The organism is Candidatus Trichorickettsia mobilis (assembly GCF_034366785.1).
GTDB lineage: Bacteria > Pseudomonadota > Alphaproteobacteria > Rickettsiales > Rickettsiaceae > Trichorickettsia > Trichorickettsia mobilis_A.
Genome location: NZ_CP112932.1, coordinates 1453492 through 1470091, shown reverse-complemented (window position 1 = coordinate 1470091; position 16600 = coordinate 1453492). Strand labels below are relative to the sequence as shown.

The window sequence follows — 16600 nt, the reverse complement described above, 5'->3', positions numbered from 1 at the left end:
AATATTTACAACGCCTGCCAAGGTAAATTATTATTTTTCCAACCCTTTCCATAATCACTACCCAAAAATCCATCGACAATGTTATAGCAGTTTAAATAACCGCGATTGGTAACAAAGTTTGCTGCCTCAAAAGACCTGATTCCACTGCGACACAAAAAAAATAAATGTGTGTGATAATCATTAATTTTAATTGACATTTCTTCAACGAAACTTGGATTTTGCATCATATCTGGTAATATTTTCCAGCTAAGTAGCAGTATATTATGTTGATTATCTAATATTACTATACCATTTTCTTGCCATTCTCTATCCGTTCTAACGTCAATAAGCATTGACTTCAAAGTTGTTTGCATCAATCCATATGCTTCTATAGAAGTAAGATTTCGAACTGTCATAAAATATATTTTAAGCTATACTTGTGGAGTTAGAAAAGCAAAACTAACGATTGTGTTATAAATATCAAAAACCATTAATCTTGTTAACTGATTTAGTTTTATAATTTTATATTCTATGAATATATTATTATTAGATATTTTTTTCAAGATTTATTAGCAAGAACTAACTAGGATTGCTTTCAATCCCTTTATGCACCCAGAATTTATTTTTAAATATTTAGCATTTAATTGATAAATTGAATCTTTAGACCTTTACCTTGAGAGTAAGCGCTTATTATTTTTGTAGCATACTGCCCATATTTCAAGAAATGAGCAATCTTTTGAATATCATCTACTATTTTTTATGATCTAAGTTAATAAAATTTAGCGAATTATATCTATTAGTTTTATCTTTTTCAAGCGGATTCCAAACAAAAATTTGTGTCCAATAGAAGCTCTATAAACACTTGTAAGCTCGTAATTTTTAAGCTTTATGTCATGTACAATTACCGATTCTTCAAAAGTTAATAAGCTTGGAATAACAAAATATACTCCCATACTTTCTTACCAGCACCGTGAGGAGCTATCAGCAAAATATTTTGGTGGGCATTTGAATATAATTTATTGCCATCACCATCAAGTCCCAATAATATAGCATTTTTAGAGCTCATTATACCATAATTAAAATAACTAAATAATCATATAGTATCATGAACAGTCAGGATCTAAGCTTGATTAGAAAGAAATTATTATATAAAAGCAAGCATCGTGGTTGTAAAGAAACAGATTTGATACTTGGAAAATTTGCTGAAGAATTCATATTTAGTATGAATTCTTCAGAATTGACTGAATTTGCAAAAATTCTTGAACAAAACGATGCTGATATTTACGATTGGTGTTCAGGCAAGACCACTCCATCCTCACTTAATTCTAAAATTATGCATAAATTATTAGAATTTAGTGTTGATATAATTAAATAATTTATAGAAGTGGACTTACAATTGCCGACAATAGCAATTCGTTGCCACCTCGTCATTGCGAAATCTCAGTCGGCCTCGTCTAAGCTGAAGAACTTTAGCCACCATAGTTAGCATGGCTTCAGATGACTTTTTGGCTCATATTAAACACTCTAAATTAAATTAAGTATCAATGACTAAGCAAATTATTCCTTCATATGGCAAAAATTTTTTTGCATATGAATATTTTTTAAATAAACAACAAGATGTTTTACTACTAACTTCTGATGATTGTGATGCTACTAGAGCTTATCAACAAATTCAGTTTTTTCATCAGCAGCATCATTCTGGGCAAATTTTATATTTACCAAGTTTTGATACTATCCCATATGATCGAGTATCACCAAAGCAAGATATATTATCTACTCGCGCTAAAGTCTTAACAGATTTAGCCACTACTATTAAAGAAGTAAAATTATTAATCACTAATAGTATCAATTTATTACACAAACTGCCACCAACAAAGATCTTTGCAGCCTCTTCGCTTGAACTATACAAAGGGATGAAGCTTACTACTATTGAACTAGCGAATTTTTTAGTTCTAAATAGCTTTAACCGCAGTAGCACAGCAACTGATCATGGTGAATTTGCTGTCCGTGGAGAAATAGTGGATATAGCTCTACCTGATGCTGCATATCGTATAAATTTTGCTTGGGGAGAGCGGATAGAATCAATTAAACAATTTGATCTTGTTACGCAAATTTCCACCATTGAATGCCAACATGTCGCAATTTATCCGGCAAGTGAAATTATTCTAAATCCAGAAACTATAAATAATTTTAAAGATAATTATTTATTAAATTTTGGCGTTAATCATACTAATCAGCCCTTATATCAATCAATAATAGCTGCTAAAAAATTTGTTGCCTATGAACATTTACTGCCATTATTCTATAAGGAACTAAACGGGCTGGTCGATTATCTCAAGAACCCAGTAATTATTTATGATCCTCTAGCTGTTCATGCTCTATTGGAATATGAAAATACTTATCATGATCTATACGAATCACGCCTACTCTCTAATAAAACTAAGTTAACAACTTTTTATCCGGCATTACCACCAACAGAGTGCTGTATAACTTATGCTAAAATTAAAGAAATATTAGAACAATCGTCTAATATATGCCTGGAATACGCCGCATCCACTGCATCGCCGCTAAATTTGTCGGCTACTAGTTTTGTTGAGCAAAAAACTATTTTTGAGAAACTCTTTGAAATTATCTCTAGCAATCCGACAAAAATTCCGGTGATCTTCTTTGAAACTAAAATCAATATGGAGAGGATCAAACAGATTATAAAAAACTATGACTACCTCTATGCTGATATTACTAATCTAGAACAAGCAAAAATAGGCATAGTAAATTTATGTTATGTACCACTAGCTCATGGATTTCATAGTGAGAATTATATTTTTATTGCAGAACATGATATTTTTAAAACCAAACCACCAACTACTACTACTAACACTGCCAAACGTCGGTTAAAAAACATCCTCACTGAACTAGATAATCTACAGGAAGGAGAGCTGGTAGTACATACCGAACATGGTATTGGTCAATTTATTGCCGTAGAAACCATTCAAGTTGGCGGTAACCCACATGACTGTCTTAAAATTCTATACGCAGATAATGATCGACTTTATGTACCGGTAGAAAATATTGAATTAGTAAAAAAGTACGGTAATTTTGAAGCTGAACTAGATAAACTAGGTAGTATTGGTTGGCAAAAACGTAAAGCAAAACTAAAAAACCGAATTAATGAAACCGCAACACAATTATTACAGTTGGCTGCCAGAAGAAAATTAATTTCAGCACCGATAATTACCTTTGAAACCCCAGAATTTGCTAAATTTTGTTCAGGATTTCAATATGTAGAAACTGAAGATCAGCTTAAAGCGATTGCAGACATTAAAGATGATTTGACTTCTGGACTATTAATGGACAGGTTAATTTGTGGCGATGTTGGCTTTGGCAAAACTGAAGTTGCGATGCGCGCTACATACATGACCATAGCAAATACTGATGATCCGTTATCGCAGGTAGCAATAATTGCTCCTACTACAATATTGTGTAAGCAACATTATCTTAGATTTACTAAAAGATTTAAATCTCATGGATTTAAAGTAGCACAGCTCTCTCGTCTAGTCAGTCCTTCTGATACTAAACAAAATAAAGAACTAATTAAGAACGGTGAAGTTAATATTATTGTTGGTACTCATGCTTTACTAGCATCAGAAATAAAATTTCATAATTTAAAAATGATAATTATTGATGAAGAACAGCATTTTGGTGTCAAACAAAAAGAACGTTTGAAAGAGTTAAAATCTGATATTCATGTTTTATCACTCTCAGCCACTCCAATTCCTCGTACTTTACAAATGTCAATGGTCGGTTTAAAAGACCTTAGTTTAATTGCCACTCCACCGGTAGATCGATTAGCCGTACGCACAGTAGTTATGCCATTTGATCCGGTGGTGATCAGAGACGCTTTACTGAGAGAACGTTTTCGTGGTGGCCAAAGTTTTTATGTATGCCCCAGAATTAAAGATATCGAATATATCGAACAAAAACTAAAAGAAATGGTGCCGGAATTAAAATATAAAATTGCTCATGGCCAAATGCTGCCTTCAGTTACCGATAAAATTATGGAAGAATTTTATCATGGGCAATTTGATATACTATTATCGACCACTATTATTGAATCAGGCATTGATATTCCCACTACTAATACCATGATCATTCATAAAGCCGATCAACTTGGCTTAAGCCAACTTTATCAGCTACGAGGAAGAATCGGTAGAAGTAAAGTCCGAGCCTATGCTTACCTGACAATTGCAGATGATAAAAAAATTACCGCTCACTCAGTCAGACGTTTAAATATTATTCAAAACGCTGATGCTCTTGGTTCCGGATTTGTTATCGCCAGTCATGATATGGATCTCCGAGGATTTGGCAATTTGGTTGGCGAAGAACAATCAGGACAGATAAAAGAAGTAGGAGTAGAGCTATATCAAGAAATGCTAGACCAACAAATCGCTAATTTAAAAGATCTGCCAGAAAGTTCAGATAATTTTATGCCATCAATTAACCTTGGAGTACCAGTCTTTATTCCTAATGATTACATTGCAGATTCGGCATTAAAATTAGGAATTTATAAAAGAATAGGTAATTTATTAGCCGATCATGAGGTTGAAGAATTTTATGCTGAGATGTTGGATCGCTTTGGTTCCATTCCAATTGAGTTGGATAACTTATTAAATATAGTCAAAATAAAATATATTTGTCGTAAATTACAGATTGAGAGTCTTGATTCCGGCACTCAAGGATTTGTCTTAAAATTTGCCAAAAGAGCGAATGTAGCAGATATGGTGATGAAATTTATTGACCAGTATCCACGTCAAGCAAAAATCAAACCGGATAATAAATTAGTATTTGTTAAAGATTTAGACCAAGCCACTATTATTAACGAAGCTTCAACGATATTACAGCAACTGGCTGCCTTGGTTATACCAGAGACCTAATATATATATATTAAGATATAGATACACACACTAGTATTATATATACCTCTTCAACTTCAAGAGGTATATTGAAAAAATATTAACAAATGCAACGAAAAAATTAATAAAAATTACAGAACAAATCAAAGGTAACAAATGACAACAATAACATATGAAGAGTTTGAACGTGTGAACTTGCGTTCTGGTACGATTGTAAAAGCAGAAGAATTTCCAAGAGCTAAAAAGCCAGCATTTAAAGTGTGGGTAGATTTTGGTCCGCAAGTAGGAGTATTACAAACGTCAGCCCAGGTTACTGTGCACTACACGCCAGAAACCCTTCTTGGACGCCAGATTGTTGGATGCGTTAATTTGGGCGAGAAGAATATAGCAGGTTTCACATCTCAGTTTTTGCTTGTTGGATTTGCTGATGAAAATGGCGCTATTTGTTTGATAACTGTTGATCCAAAGGTTCCGAATGGACAAAAAATGCATTGATATGAAACGCTTCATCTTCACCGGCACTCCTGGTAGTGGAAAAACATCTGTGATCGCACAGTTAGAAAAATTATGGTATGTTGTCATTCGCGAAGCTGCGACGGATGTGATTGCTATGGAGCAAGGGAGTTTTTTTGAGATTTCGAGGGAGCGATAAAGCTCTACGGTAGAAAATACTGACTCACTTGCAAAAACAAAAGTCACGATGAACATCCTGATATGCAACTCTAGGCTCTATCATAGATTTGTTAACATCACCTATTGACTCCTGAACCTGAAGCATATATTACATACGCGTATAGTTTATTTATAATTAATTCTGAGAAAAAAATGCTTAAATCATTATTGTTGAATATCACAAAGCTAATACTGGTGATAATATTATCTTGCTGTGTGGTCATTTTAAACGCATTTGCTGAAAATAACTCTTCTGTTTCAAATAAATTAAGAAATATTGAATCTAATACTGAAGGACGTTTAGGGATTTTTGCTATTAATACAGAAAATGGACATGTAATAAAATATCGTGCTGATGAAATTTTTCCAACTCAATGTACATCTAAAACAATAGGAGTTGCTGCAGTTTTAAAAAAGAGTATGTTAGACCCTTCGCTGCTATCACAAAGAATTACATATTCAAAAAAGGATCTGGATCTGGGTGTATGGAACCCTATAACAGAAAAACATCTTTCTGAAGGAATGACAGTTCAGGAACTCTGTTCTGCTGCAATAAGTCTCTCAGATAATACAGCCATGAATCTTTTGTTAAAACCAATTGGTGGCATTCAGGGAATGAATGATTTTGCACGCTCTATAGGTGATTCCTCATTTAGACAGGATAATGATTGGCCAGCCGAAGCTTATTCGGGTGGAGATGGCAATTTGAAAGATTCATCAACTCCTCAAGCCATGGTTGAGAGCTTTCGCAAAATAACTATAGATAAAGCTTTAGATAGACCTCAGAGAGATCTACTCACTACATGGTTAATAAACACACAGACAGGTGCTGCAAGAATTCGCTCAAGCATTCCAAATGGTTGGATAGTTGGTAATAAAACTGGTACAGGAGGTGCTTATGGCTCAACTAACGATCTTGCAATTGTTTGGCCACCAAAACATGCTCCAATTTTAATTGGTATTTATTATACGAGCAATAATGAAAAGGCAATAAAAAGGGAAGATGCGCTATCTGCTGTAACCAAAGTTCTAATCAAAGAATTTATTGCAAAAGACAAAAAATTAAAGGCTCTATGACCACTGCTTACGTAAAATGAAGAGGCTAATAGTCTCGTTGCGCAAATTTTCAGATAGCGAAAAAACACGACTATCACTATCACAAATTGCTGCTAAACCGCAAAAGCCACTTATTCTGGATCACTACGCAAATTGTAAATTTGCTCAACTCAGACGTAGAAACAAGAGTTTTAGCGGTTTTAATTAACGATTCGCATTACTCTTTTAATAGTAAAGCTCTTTTCTCAAAAGCTTCCATCAACTTCTCTGCAGCTCTATAAAAAAATAAGCCTATTAGTTTATCTAATAACAAAGACTTAAACTGAAAATCAATAAAAAATTCCACTACGCTAGTTTCCCTTTCTTCATTACGAAACAACCATCTGTTATGTAAATATTTAAATGGACCAGAAATAGCTTCAACTTCTATAATATATTCTCCTGTGGGTGTGATAGTGTATATTATGCGTGATTGATATTTTTCTATAAAAGTCTTAAACTTTATTACTAACTCCGCAGTAATTTGGTGTTGATCTTGTGAAACTATACGAGCTGCTTGACACCATGGTAAAAACTGTGGGTAATCTTCCACTGAAAGCACTAAGTCGAATAACAATTTGGGTGGATATGGTAAAATTTTAATCTTATTAAAAGAGTGCACGATTTCAACTAACTTTAGCCATTTTTATATTTTTAAGTTTTTGAAAATCTGCTCCAGCATGGTATGATGAGCGAGTTAAGGGACTCGCTGATACCATCATAAAACCTTTGGTTTTTGCTGCTCTTTCCAAGTAGTTAAACTCATCAGGAGTAACATATCTTGCAACTTTTGCGTGTTTAGGAGTAGGTTGTAAATACTGCCCTATAGTTAAAAACTCAACTTCAGCTGCACGTAAATCTTCCATCACTTGCACTACTTCATCAGTTTCCTCACCGAGTCCAACCATCATTCCAGATTTTGTAAAAATTGTTGGATCAAGTTTTTTTACGGTATGTAATAAATTAAGCGAATGATAATAGCGAGCTCCCGGTCTAATTGTTTTATATAAAGACGGTACAGTCTCAATATTATGGTTATATACATCAGGCTTTGCTTGCACCACAATTTCAATTGCTCCAGTTTTTTTTAAAAAATCCGGAGTCAAAACTTCAATAGTAGTAGCCGGTGATAGAAGCCTAATTTGAGTAATACATTCAGCAAAGTGCCCTGCTCCACCATCATCAAGATCATCACGATCAACTGAAGTAATCACCACATGCTCTAACCCCAGTTTTTTTACAGCAATTGCCAGCCTTTCTGGTTCATGTGGATCTACCAGATCAGGCCTTCCGGTTGCAACATTACAAAAAGCACAGGCACGAGTACAGGTAGAGCCAAGAATCATTACCGTTGCATGTCGCTTAGACCAGCATTCACCAATATTAGGACATGCTGCTTCCTCACAAACCGTATTTAATTTCAGGTCAGTAATTAGCTGCTTGGTATTATGATATTCATAAGAATTAGGAGCTTTGACTTTAATCCAAGCTGGTTTTGTTTTAACCGTTCCTTCTTCAATTACTATATCTGGCATATTATTATCTATGTTTATAAATAAATATCTTCTTCTGGTACTGCTGTTAATTCTACATCATCAAAACACGTTAGATCTTCTAATGATTCTGTAAATTTTACCTTACTAATACCCGTTAACCTTAAAGAACATATGAAATACTCATATACTTTGTAGTATTGATACTCAAAAGCTTCACATTTACGCTCAAAACCCTCGCATTTACGCTCAAAATCTTCCTTTATTTCATTAGTAACTATCTTGTGTGCAAGATCAGATAAAATTTTTCGTTGTTGTTCTTCTGGAAAAGAATTACTAATAAATTTAAAAATATGTGACCACGAATCACTTGATATACTCTTAAAGTTGCTTGATGTAAACACTGTTTGCAATGTTTCTTTTAATAAATCTTTATATGAATCCGTTAATCCTGCAGTACTAATAATATTAATCAATTCTACAGTATCTGCTACTGATAAACTTTTGTTATATAGCAAAGTTTTTGCTATAACAATAATTTCACTTACCAAATATTCATACAAATCTGTAGGAGCATAATAATCTTTAGCCAAAGAAACATTATATTGTATATTTTGTAACTTCTCTGAAATTTGTTGAGATCTTATATTGTCATCATAAGTAACAATATTAGTCGATAACATAGACAAATATCCAATATCAGTAAAAAGCTCTCTTAAAAAACTCTCTTTTAGTACTTTCGAGCATTCATTAAACACATTTCTCGACCCTCTACTACTGTTGACGTAATCATTTAGTAATATTTGTAAAAATGGTGGATATTGCATTATATTACCTCACTTCCAGACTAGCTTCTCAGCTATTTTTTGAGTATAATTTAAGGAACCAATAATTAACTATATTATAACAATAAACAAATCTCCGTAGTGCTATCTTATTTATATATATTTATATGTGTATCGCCTTCCCATAAGCCTGCAACACAGACTCATGCATCATTTCAGATAAAGTAGGATGCGGAAAAATCGTATTTATTAAATCTAGCTCTGTGGCCTCTAGATTTTTAGCAATTACATAACCTTGAATTAATTCAGTAACTTCAGCACCAATCATATGTGCACCAAGTAACTCTCCGGTCTTGGCATCGAAAATAGTTTTAATCAAGCCATTCAACTCACCTAATGCCAAAGCTTTACCATTAGCCTGATAAGGAAACTTACCAACTCGCACTTGATAACCCACAGCTTTTGCGGCACTCTCAGTCAAACCAACGCTGGCAATTTGTGGATAAGAATAAGTACAACCGGGAATATTATTTTTATTAATTAGGTGTGGTTTTAGACCTGCAATCATATTTGCTACTATTATTCCCTCATGACTGGCTTTATGAGCAAGCCACGGACTACCTGCAACATCGCCGATTGCATAAATCCCAACCTCATCAGTTTGCATAAATTCATCAGTAACTATATGACTATTAGCAACCTTAATCTTGGTATTCTCTAAACCAATATTTGCAATGTTACCGCTAATTCCTACTGCCATTAATAATTTATCTGCAGTATGCAGGTGTTTTTTCTCTTCAAATTGTATATTAACTGAAATTTGATTTTGACTTATCTTATGATCCAGTAATTTTACATTAGTAAAGATTTTAATACCTTGTTGTATAAAAATCTTTTGTGCCAATGCAGAAATTTCTGCATCTTCTACTGGAAGAATTCGATCTTGAGCTTCTAGTATCGTAACATCTACTCCAAGAGCATTATAGAAAGAAGCAAACTCTATACCTATAGCCCCAGATCCGACAATAATTATTGATTTTGGCAAAGACTCCGGAATCATCGCCTCACGAGAAGTCCAGATTTGTTTACCATCTGGCTCAAATCCTGGTAATATTTTGGGTCTTGCACCGGTAGCGATAATAATATTACTGGCTTTAATGCTAAATTGTTCTTTTGAATTTTTAACTTCAATTATTTTATTTTTTGCTATTTGCGCTGTGCCCTCAAACACAGTAACCTTATTCTTTTTCAGTAAGCCTTTGATACCAGCAGCTAATTGACTAGAAACACGTCGTGAACGTGCTACCATTTGTTTGATATCTATTTTATATTCAGCTATATTAATGCCAAAATCTTGTGCATGTTTAATATGATGAAGCATTTCTGCTGATTTGAGTAATGCCTTAGTTGGAATACAGCCCCAGTTAAGGCATACACCACCGAGATGTTCCTTTTCTACTAGTGCAACTTTTTTTCCAAGTTGAGCACACCTGATGGCAGCAACATAGCCTCCCGGCCCTCCGCCTATTACTATTACGTCATAATTTTCCATTCACACAATCCTATAATTTCAGGTATATACTGCGAGTAAATGAAAAGTTGGGAAAATTGCAGCTCGTAGCCTTGAACAACAGTAGTCATGCTGAACTCGTTTCAGCATCTTGTGAGCTCCTGACGAGATGCTGAAACAAGTTCAGCATGACAAACATTTTTACCAATTTTTCATTTACAAGAAATATATCTTTTGCTGAGAATTATAAAAGATTGTGCAGTAGATATCCAGCCTTATTGAGTGGTAGGCATTTAAAAAATTTTATTTGGTTTGACAGTGTTTCTAAAAGCTACAAATAAACTGCTTTAAAACTCCTTCAAGGTTAAAGAACAAAAGACGAATCGTCTTGCCCAAGTTCTCCGTTATTATAAGTTCCTCATCGTCTGAAACCTAGTTACTCATCGTCATTGCTAGGAGCTTTATCTCCGTGGCAGTCCAGAAAATGAGAAGCAACCTTAATTGAACTGCTTTGGTCACTATCGTGATCAGGCTTAGGTGCCTGCAAGACGCTAAAAGAGTTCACAACATTTAAAGCATGAAGAACTATCATCAACTATCCTATGTTCACCTATTATAGGCGATGCATAATGTGTATTCATATTAACTACATATGGTTCAACTGAAAACTGTTCATTACCTAGTACTTCGATTTGACCGCCATTCTCATTTACCTTAGTTGTTAATTTATGTAAATTTCCACTATTAACGGGAAGTACGTATATATTGCCCTTATACATAACTACCACAGGACTGCGTTCCTGCACAACATTTATGATTACTGGGTTACTTGGAAGTGATATTTTAACTAACTTACCAATATCGTTGTAATTTACTGTAAAATAAGCTGGATCTATTTCACTTATTCGTTGCCCGCTAGGCTGAGTCACCGCTAAGCTAATATTTATATTTTCTCCCGGTGGTAGTATTGCTTTTGGTAATTCAATTGATTGATATTGTGTAATTCTAATCTGGTAGTGGTAATGATAATAGTGTACCATCAGTGTAAAATTAGTATTACAAATTGTCTTTTGCATTATTCCACATGCAAAATCCCCCTTTTGTATCACAGCAACTTTTGTATCACTAAAATCATTTTTCCATTCCAGCCCTTTTTCCCAACTATGAGCTTGAATATTCATGTTTCTTACCTGAGCTGGACTTAATAATTGATATTTTACCTCCAAACCATCATTATATGCCGCTATTGCTTCAGATTTCATCTCAGCAGTAATGATACTACTGCCATATTTTTTTGCATTTTGTCTGATAATTTCAGCGCATTTCTGAACCGAATTGAGACAAGAAGTATCCTCTACCTTGTGTTTAAGGAACGCTTTATCGCTCATTTCAGCTACTCCAAGTTCTCTAGCTATCATAATAAGAAACGTTGCTAAAGAACCTGTACCATATAGATCTAATAACAGTTCAAAAGCTCTTAATTCACCAAAAAGTAAAGCATAATTTAAATTATGTTTTGCAGTATCAAATCCGTTTTTTCGATAAATTGATTCCACACTCGTACGCATAGATAAATTAAATATCTCCAATCCTTCTAAATAAAGTCTTTCAGGATTGAACATTACATCATTATAGATCGAGGCCTTATTTATCGCAGCTTTTAGATTTTGCTCATGTTCTTGCACCACCTTTTTTTCTTTTTCAGCTTTTTTCTTGGCTTCTTTTGCTGCTTTATCTCGTGCCCATGTACTAACACCGCTTGTATTGCTATAAAGACTATGACCAGAGCTCTTTTTAGGTCTAGAGATCTCTTCTCCCCACTGATTTTTATTAGACCCATAGTACCCTGTTCCACCGCCAAATTTCATAATAACCTCCATTTCATGATATTTATTTATCTTTCATAAACAATTTCATTAATTATTAGAATAGCTCACACTTACAACACTCTTCAAATATCGCACAACAACCTAAACAACTGCACGCTACCTCCATACACTTAATACAATCACTCCAACTACACTTGGTAGTCTCAACTGTATGTTCGGCAACGATATTTTCATCAGGAGTACTGCTTGGAGCAACAGAATTCAAACTAGGTGATGCTTGTGTTACTTTATCGTATGTAGGCGTAGTAGGATCACTTAACTTTCTATATACTTGATCATCTTTCATATAATCCTCTTTCTTACTATTGGCTGGCAATTAGTATCACCAATACCAATATTAACATAAGATTATACAACTACAAGTTAAATTGTATATAATAATATTAAATTATACGAAACAAATTAAACCAACATCAAGATAGGTTTTTCGATTAATTTTTTGAATACTGCAAGGAATTTTGCACCGATGACGCCATCTACTACTCGATGATCACATGAAAGCGTTAGCTCCATCATCGTGGCAATTGCTATTTGATCATTTACTACGACTGGGCGTTTTACGCTTTCACCAACGGCTAGGATACAGCTTTGCGGTGGATTGATAATAGCACTGAAATTTTTAATACCATACATCCCAAGGTTAGAAATGGTAAAACCACCACCTTGAAATTCTTCCGGTAATAATTTATTTTCTCTAGCTCTTTTGGCTAAATCCTTAACTTCACGAGACAAACTAATTATATCTTTTTTATCTGCTGATTTAATTACTGGAGTGATAAGCCCGCCATCAATTGCCACAGCTACTGAGATATCAACATTATTATAATAGCGTATCGCATCAAATTGCCAACTAGCGTTTGCTTCTCCTACTGCTCGCAGCGCTTTTGCTACCGCTAAAATTACAAAATCATTAACTGAGACCTTGTGAGCAGGCTCATTGGTGTCAGCACTATTAAGCTCTTGCCGCAAAGCCAGCAATTTATCAACATTACATTCTATTGAAAGATAAAAATGAGGTATTGTTTGTTTAGATTCCAATAATCGCTTAGCAATAATTTTTCTGACATTACTATTAGGTACAGCACGATATTCTTCAGTAGCCTGGACTAATTTATTGTTATTTTGATCACGATTATTTGAAGAGTTCTGTGCCGCTAAAATATCTGACTTTATAACCCTACCATAAGGACCACTGCCACTAATATTAGCTAGATTAATGCCAGATTGTGCTGCAATTTTCTTAGCCAAAGGTGAGGCAAATATCCGAGACACGGCAGCTCCAGTAGCTCCCGCACTAGCAGTAATCTCAGTAGATTTTACTGGATCCCGATTTTCATCGGGATGACAAGAAGTGTCTGGATGACAAGGAGACTGAGTATTACTAGAAGACTGAGAACTATCAAAAGCACCTGCTTGGGCAAAACTTTCTAGCGCACTAGCATCCTCTCCTTCCTCAAGCAATAATGCAATCAATGAATTAACCGCTATATTCTCACTCCCAGCAGCACAGATAATCCTACCCATTACCCCTTCATCGACAGCTTCCACTTCCATAGTTGCTTTATCAGTTTCAATCTCTGCGATTACTTCTCCTGGAGAAACCTTATCTCCTTCTTGCTTTAACCATTTTGCTAAATTACCAGCAGTCATAGTTGGAGATAAAGCGGGCATTAAAATCTTTATTGGCATAATTTTTACTTATTGGTTGATGGTTGTCATGAACAAGTAATGAGATCCTGAAATAAATTCAGGATGACAATCTAATAAAACTTCATAAACTTTGTTAATTTGTTAAATTGAATAGTTAGACGAAGGTCAAAATTGAAGAAGTGCTAGAAGTATCAAAGTCGAGGAGCGCAAGCAGTCAAATAGTACGTGAGCACCGCAGAACTTTAGATACGACGACGCAATTCTCAATTTTCACCGAGTATAACAGACTTTTTTGGCAGCTGCGACTATATCTTCTATACTTGGTAACGCTAGTTTCTCTAAATTAGCCGCATATGGCAAAGGCACATCCCTACCCGTTACTATTGCTATTGGTGCATCCAAATAATCAAAAGCTTCCTGCATTACTAAACTCGCAATAGTAGCACCGATTCCACAATTAAACCACCCCTCTTCAACAGTCACTAAACGGTTGGTTTTTTTTACTGAAGTGATTATAGTATTAATATCTAATGGTCGAATGGTACGCAAATCTATAACTTCAACGCTAATTCCATCAGTTTGTAAAATTTCAGCAGCTGCAAGAGCTAATTTTACCTGTATTGAGAAAGTAACAATTGTAACATCACTACCGGCTGTGACTATTTTAGCTTGTCCAAATGGTATAGGTTCCAAAGTATCTGGAGTTTCAAAATTTTGTCCATATAAAATCTCATTTTCTAGAAAAATCACTGGATTATCATCCTGTATAGCGGTAACTAATAAACCATACGCATCCTCTGCACTATAAGGTGCTATTACTTTTAATCCAGGAACATGAGCATACCAGGCAGCATAGTTTTGGCTATGTTGAGCTCCTACTCTAGCCGCTGCTCCATTAGGCCCACGAAACACTATCGGGCATTTTATTTCGCCACCTGACATATAATGAGTTTTAGCAGCCGAATTAATAATTTGGTCTATAGCTTGCATCGCAAAATTAAAAGTCATGAACTCAACAATAGGTCTAAGTCCGGCAAAAGCTGCGCCAATTGCAAGACCGGTAAAACCATGCTCAGTTATCGGTGTATCGATCACTCTTTTAGAACCAAATTCATCGAGTAATCCTTGAGTTACCTTATAAGCTCCGTTATATTCGGCAACCTCTTCACCCATAATAAATACATTATTATCTCTTAGCATTTCTTCGCGCATTGCCAAACGTAATGCTTCACGTACTGTAATTTGTTTCATACTTAAATATACACTTCACTATAAAGTTCATGCTCTGCAGGTGCTTGAGAGAGTTCTGCAAAACTTACTGTCTCTTGAATTATTTCTTTTACCTTTTTTTCTATCAATTTTAAATCTTCTGCTGAGGCATATTTTTTGTCTAAAATTTTCTGCTTAATTTCAGTCAAAGGATCGCGATCTTTATATTGTTCAACCTCATCTTTACTACGATAAGTAGCAGGATCAGACATTGAATGACCACGATAGCGATAGGTTTTCATTTCTAGAATAATCGGTCCTTTTCCATCTCTTACATACTCTGCCGCTTGTTTAGCGACAGAATATACAGTCTCAACATTCATCCCATCCACTTGCCATCCTTGAATACCAAAAGATTCACCTTTTCTATATAAATCAGTCATCGCAGTAGAGCGCTTAACCGAGGTACCCATTGAATATTCATTATTCTCAATAATGTAAATAACCGGTAATTTCCACAATGCAGCCATATTCATTGCTTCATATACTTGCCCCTGATTAACTGCACCATCACCTAGGAAAGTAAAACAAATATTTGTCGACTCCAAATATTTCTCAGCAAAAGCAAGTCCGGTACCGATTGGCACTTGCGCCCCTACTATCCCATGACCGCCATAAAATCTACCGGCAACATTGAACATATGCATAGATCCCCCCTTACCTTTCGAGCATCCACCACTCTTGCCCATTAATTCTGCTAGCACATATTTGGGTTCAGTACCGGATAAAATGATATGAGCATGGTCGCGATAACTGGTAATAGTACTATCATTAGGTAATTTAACCATATCTATACCGGTAATTACTGCTTCCTGGCCTATATATAAATGACAGAAACCTCCTATCAATCCCATACCATAAAACTGACCGCATTTTTCTTCAAAACGTCTCAGTAGCAGCATTGTTTCATATGCTTGCAAATATTGCGTATTATTTAATTTATGCTTTTTAATATTAATCATATTTATATTTTTAAGTAAAAATCTGGATGACCGCACCGCTAAACCGCTCACCTGAGACGCGCAAGCACTCTTCAAAAAGTTAGTAACAATATGACTATCGATACCAAAATTGTCAAGCAAATGCTCATAAGTGAGCTACAAAATCAATTGACTTATAGATAGCTTTGTTTAAAATCAGCGTAAGAATAGCAACCGGCTATTCTAGGAGTGTAAGAACTTCTTTCTAACACGGTGTCATTAACCGTTAAACGATCTAATCCTCGACTATTATTTATGGTCGGGGAGATGGTGGCGTATGTCCAGAGCCATGCTTAAAGGTCATCATAGACTGTTGTTAGCAGTTTTCTTACCTCCCCGATCACCAGGATTTTTTCAAAAATTACTCT

Annotated in this window: 17 protein-coding genes; 5 read left to right on the top strand and 12 right to left on the bottom strand. The window is 34.9% G+C overall.

All coding sequences use genetic code 11. From position 1 onward, the window contains the following. Window positions 1–5 precede the first annotated feature (5 nt). The 3 genes from Trichorick_RS06745 to Trichorick_RS06740 all read right to left on the bottom strand — a co-directional run bounded on the left by Trichorick_RS06745 (window position 6) and on the right by Trichorick_RS06740 (window position 1045). On the bottom strand, window positions 6–395 hold the full coding sequence (locus tag Trichorick_RS06745; RefSeq protein ID WP_323738231.1) for a rhodanese-like domain-containing protein: 390 nt from the start codon (window positions 393–395) through the stop codon (window positions 6–8). 363 nt (window positions 396–758) lie between these two features. Continuing rightward, window positions 759–932, bottom strand: coding sequence for a type IV secretory system conjugative DNA transfer family protein (locus tag Trichorick_RS09295; RefSeq protein ID WP_410250247.1), 174 nt, complete (start codon window positions 930–932; stop codon window positions 759–761). Continuing rightward, entirely contained in the window at window positions 899–1045 is a 147-nt protein-coding gene (locus Trichorick_RS06740) for a hypothetical protein (RefSeq protein WP_323738230.1), read from the bottom strand. Before Trichorick_RS06740 ends, Trichorick_RS09295 begins: the two co-directional genes overlap by 34 nt. 39 nt (window positions 1046–1084) lie before the next feature. Between Trichorick_RS06740 and Trichorick_RS06735 the strand changes: the two genes are divergently transcribed. From Trichorick_RS06735 to bla, 5 genes are all read left to right on the top strand, one after another. Beyond that, window positions 1085–1354 carry a succinate dehydrogenase assembly factor 2 gene (locus tag Trichorick_RS06735; protein ID WP_323738229.1) on the top strand — a complete coding sequence of 90 codons (270 nt, stop codon included), beginning with the start codon at window positions 1085–1087 and terminating at the stop codon, window positions 1352–1354. Window positions 1355–1523: 169 nt separating this feature from the next. Further along, entirely contained in the window at window positions 1524–4910 is a 3387-nt protein-coding gene (mfd, locus tag Trichorick_RS06730) for a transcription-repair coupling factor (RefSeq protein ID WP_323738228.1), read from the top strand. A gap of 135 nt (window positions 4911–5045) precedes the next feature. Beyond that, window positions 5046–5384 (top strand): tRNA-binding protein, encoded by a 339-nt coding sequence (locus Trichorick_RS06725; RefSeq protein ID WP_323738227.1) that lies wholly within the window; start codon window positions 5046–5048, stop codon window positions 5382–5384. Beyond that, entirely contained in the window at window positions 5365–5541 is a 177-nt protein-coding gene (locus tag Trichorick_RS06720; protein WP_323738226.1) for an AAA family ATPase, read from the top strand. Before Trichorick_RS06725 ends, Trichorick_RS06720 begins: the two co-directional genes overlap by 20 nt. A gap of 173 nt (window positions 5542–5714) precedes the next feature. Further along, the gene (bla, locus tag Trichorick_RS06715; RefSeq protein ID WP_323738225.1) at window positions 5715–6638 is read left to right on the top strand and encodes a class A beta-lactamase; all 924 of its coding nucleotides are present in this window, start codon (window positions 5715–5717) and stop codon (window positions 6636–6638) included. 196 nt (window positions 6639–6834) lie between these two features. Here the strand turns inward: bla and Trichorick_RS06710 are convergent, their stop codons facing one another. The 9 genes from Trichorick_RS06710 to pdhA all read right to left on the bottom strand — a co-directional run bounded on the left by Trichorick_RS06710 (window position 6835) and on the right by pdhA (window position 16214). After that, window positions 6835–7278, bottom strand: coding sequence for a type II toxin-antitoxin system RatA family toxin (locus Trichorick_RS06710; RefSeq protein WP_323738224.1), 444 nt, complete (start codon window positions 7276–7278; stop codon window positions 6835–6837). A 4-nt stretch (window positions 7279–7282) separates the two neighbouring features. Further along, entirely contained in the window at window positions 7283–8191 is a 909-nt protein-coding gene (gene lipA / locus Trichorick_RS06705) for a lipoyl synthase (RefSeq protein WP_323738223.1), read from the bottom strand. A 14-nt stretch (window positions 8192–8205) separates the two neighbouring features. Beyond that, window positions 8206–8976: a hypothetical protein gene (locus Trichorick_RS06700; RefSeq protein WP_323738222.1), complete on the bottom strand. Its 771-nt coding sequence runs from the start codon at window positions 8974–8976 to the stop codon at window positions 8206–8208. 121 nt (window positions 8977–9097) lie between these two features. Next, window positions 9098–10486, bottom strand: a complete 1389-nt coding sequence (lpdA, locus tag Trichorick_RS06695; RefSeq protein WP_323738221.1) for a dihydrolipoyl dehydrogenase — start codon at window positions 10484–10486, stop codon at window positions 9098–9100. A gap of 509 nt (window positions 10487–10995) precedes the next feature. Next, on the bottom strand, window positions 10996–12312 hold the full coding sequence (locus Trichorick_RS06690) for a hypothetical protein (protein ID WP_323738220.1): 1317 nt from the start codon (window positions 12310–12312) through the stop codon (window positions 10996–10998). 55 nt (window positions 12313–12367) lie between these two features. After that, entirely contained in the window at window positions 12368–12619 is a 252-nt protein-coding gene (locus tag Trichorick_RS06685) for a hypothetical protein (RefSeq protein WP_323738219.1), read from the bottom strand. Window positions 12620–12735: 116 nt separating this feature from the next. Continuing rightward, window positions 12736–14022, bottom strand: coding sequence for a pyruvate dehydrogenase complex dihydrolipoamide acetyltransferase (locus Trichorick_RS06680; protein ID WP_323738218.1), 1287 nt, complete (start codon window positions 14020–14022; stop codon window positions 12736–12738). A gap of 231 nt (window positions 14023–14253) precedes the next feature. Next, entirely contained in the window at window positions 14254–15234 is a 981-nt protein-coding gene (locus Trichorick_RS06675) for a pyruvate dehydrogenase complex E1 component subunit beta (protein ID WP_323738217.1), read from the bottom strand. 2 nt (window positions 15235–15236) lie between these two features. Next, complete coding sequence (pdhA, locus tag Trichorick_RS06670) at window positions 15237–16214, bottom strand: pyruvate dehydrogenase (acetyl-transferring) E1 component subunit alpha (RefSeq protein WP_323738216.1); 978 nt, start codon at window positions 16212–16214, stop codon at window positions 15237–15239. Window positions 16215–16600: the final 386 nt, after the last annotated feature.

Bases quoted from the DNA above. Each gene is read 5' to 3' on its own strand.
- Trichorick_RS06745 (WP_323738231.1), bottom strand. From the start codon at position 395: ATGACAGTTCGAAATCTTACTTCTATAGAAGCATATGGATTGATGCAA.
- Trichorick_RS09295 (WP_410250247.1), bottom strand. From the start codon at position 932: ATGGGAGTATATTTTGTTATTCCAAGCTTATTAACTTTTGAAGAATCG.
- Trichorick_RS06740 (WP_323738230.1), bottom strand. From the start codon at position 1,045: ATGAGCTCTAAAAATGCTATATTATTGGGACTTGATGGTGATGGCAAT.
- Trichorick_RS06735 (WP_323738229.1), top strand. From the start codon at position 1,085: ATGAACAGTCAGGATCTAAGCTTGATTAGAAAGAAATTATTATATAAA.
- mfd (WP_323738228.1), top strand. From the start codon at position 1,524: ATGACTAAGCAAATTATTCCTTCATATGGCAAAAATTTTTTTGCATAT.
- Trichorick_RS06725 (WP_323738227.1), top strand. From the start codon at position 5,046: ATGACAACAATAACATATGAAGAGTTTGAACGTGTGAACTTGCGTTCT.
- Trichorick_RS06720 (WP_323738226.1), top strand. From the start codon at position 5,365: ATGGACAAAAAATGCATTGATATGAAACGCTTCATCTTCACCGGCACT.
- bla (WP_323738225.1), top strand. From the start codon at position 5,715: ATGCTTAAATCATTATTGTTGAATATCACAAAGCTAATACTGGTGATA.
- lipA (WP_323738223.1), bottom strand. From the start codon at position 8,191: ATGCCAGATATAGTAATTGAAGAAGGAACGGTTAAAACAAAACCAGCT.
- Trichorick_RS06700 (WP_323738222.1), bottom strand. From the start codon at position 8,976: ATGCAATATCCACCATTTTTACAAATATTACTAAATGATTACGTCAAC.
- lpdA (WP_323738221.1), bottom strand. From the start codon at position 10,486: ATGGAAAATTATGACGTAATAGTAATAGGCGGAGGGCCGGGAGGCTAT.
- Trichorick_RS06690 (WP_323738220.1), bottom strand. From the start codon at position 12,312: ATGAAATTTGGCGGTGGAACAGGGTACTATGGGTCTAATAAAAATCAG.
- Trichorick_RS06685 (WP_323738219.1), bottom strand. From the start codon at position 12,619: ATGAAAGATGATCAAGTATATAGAAAGTTAAGTGATCCTACTACGCCT.
- Trichorick_RS06680 (WP_323738218.1), bottom strand. From the start codon at position 14,022: ATGCCAATAAAGATTTTAATGCCCGCTTTATCTCCAACTATGACTGCT.
- Trichorick_RS06675 (WP_323738217.1), bottom strand. From the start codon at position 15,234: ATGAAACAAATTACAGTACGTGAAGCATTACGTTTGGCAATGCGCGAA.
- pdhA (WP_323738216.1), bottom strand. From the start codon at position 16,214: ATGATTAATATTAAAAAGCATAAATTAAATAATACGCAATATTTGCAA.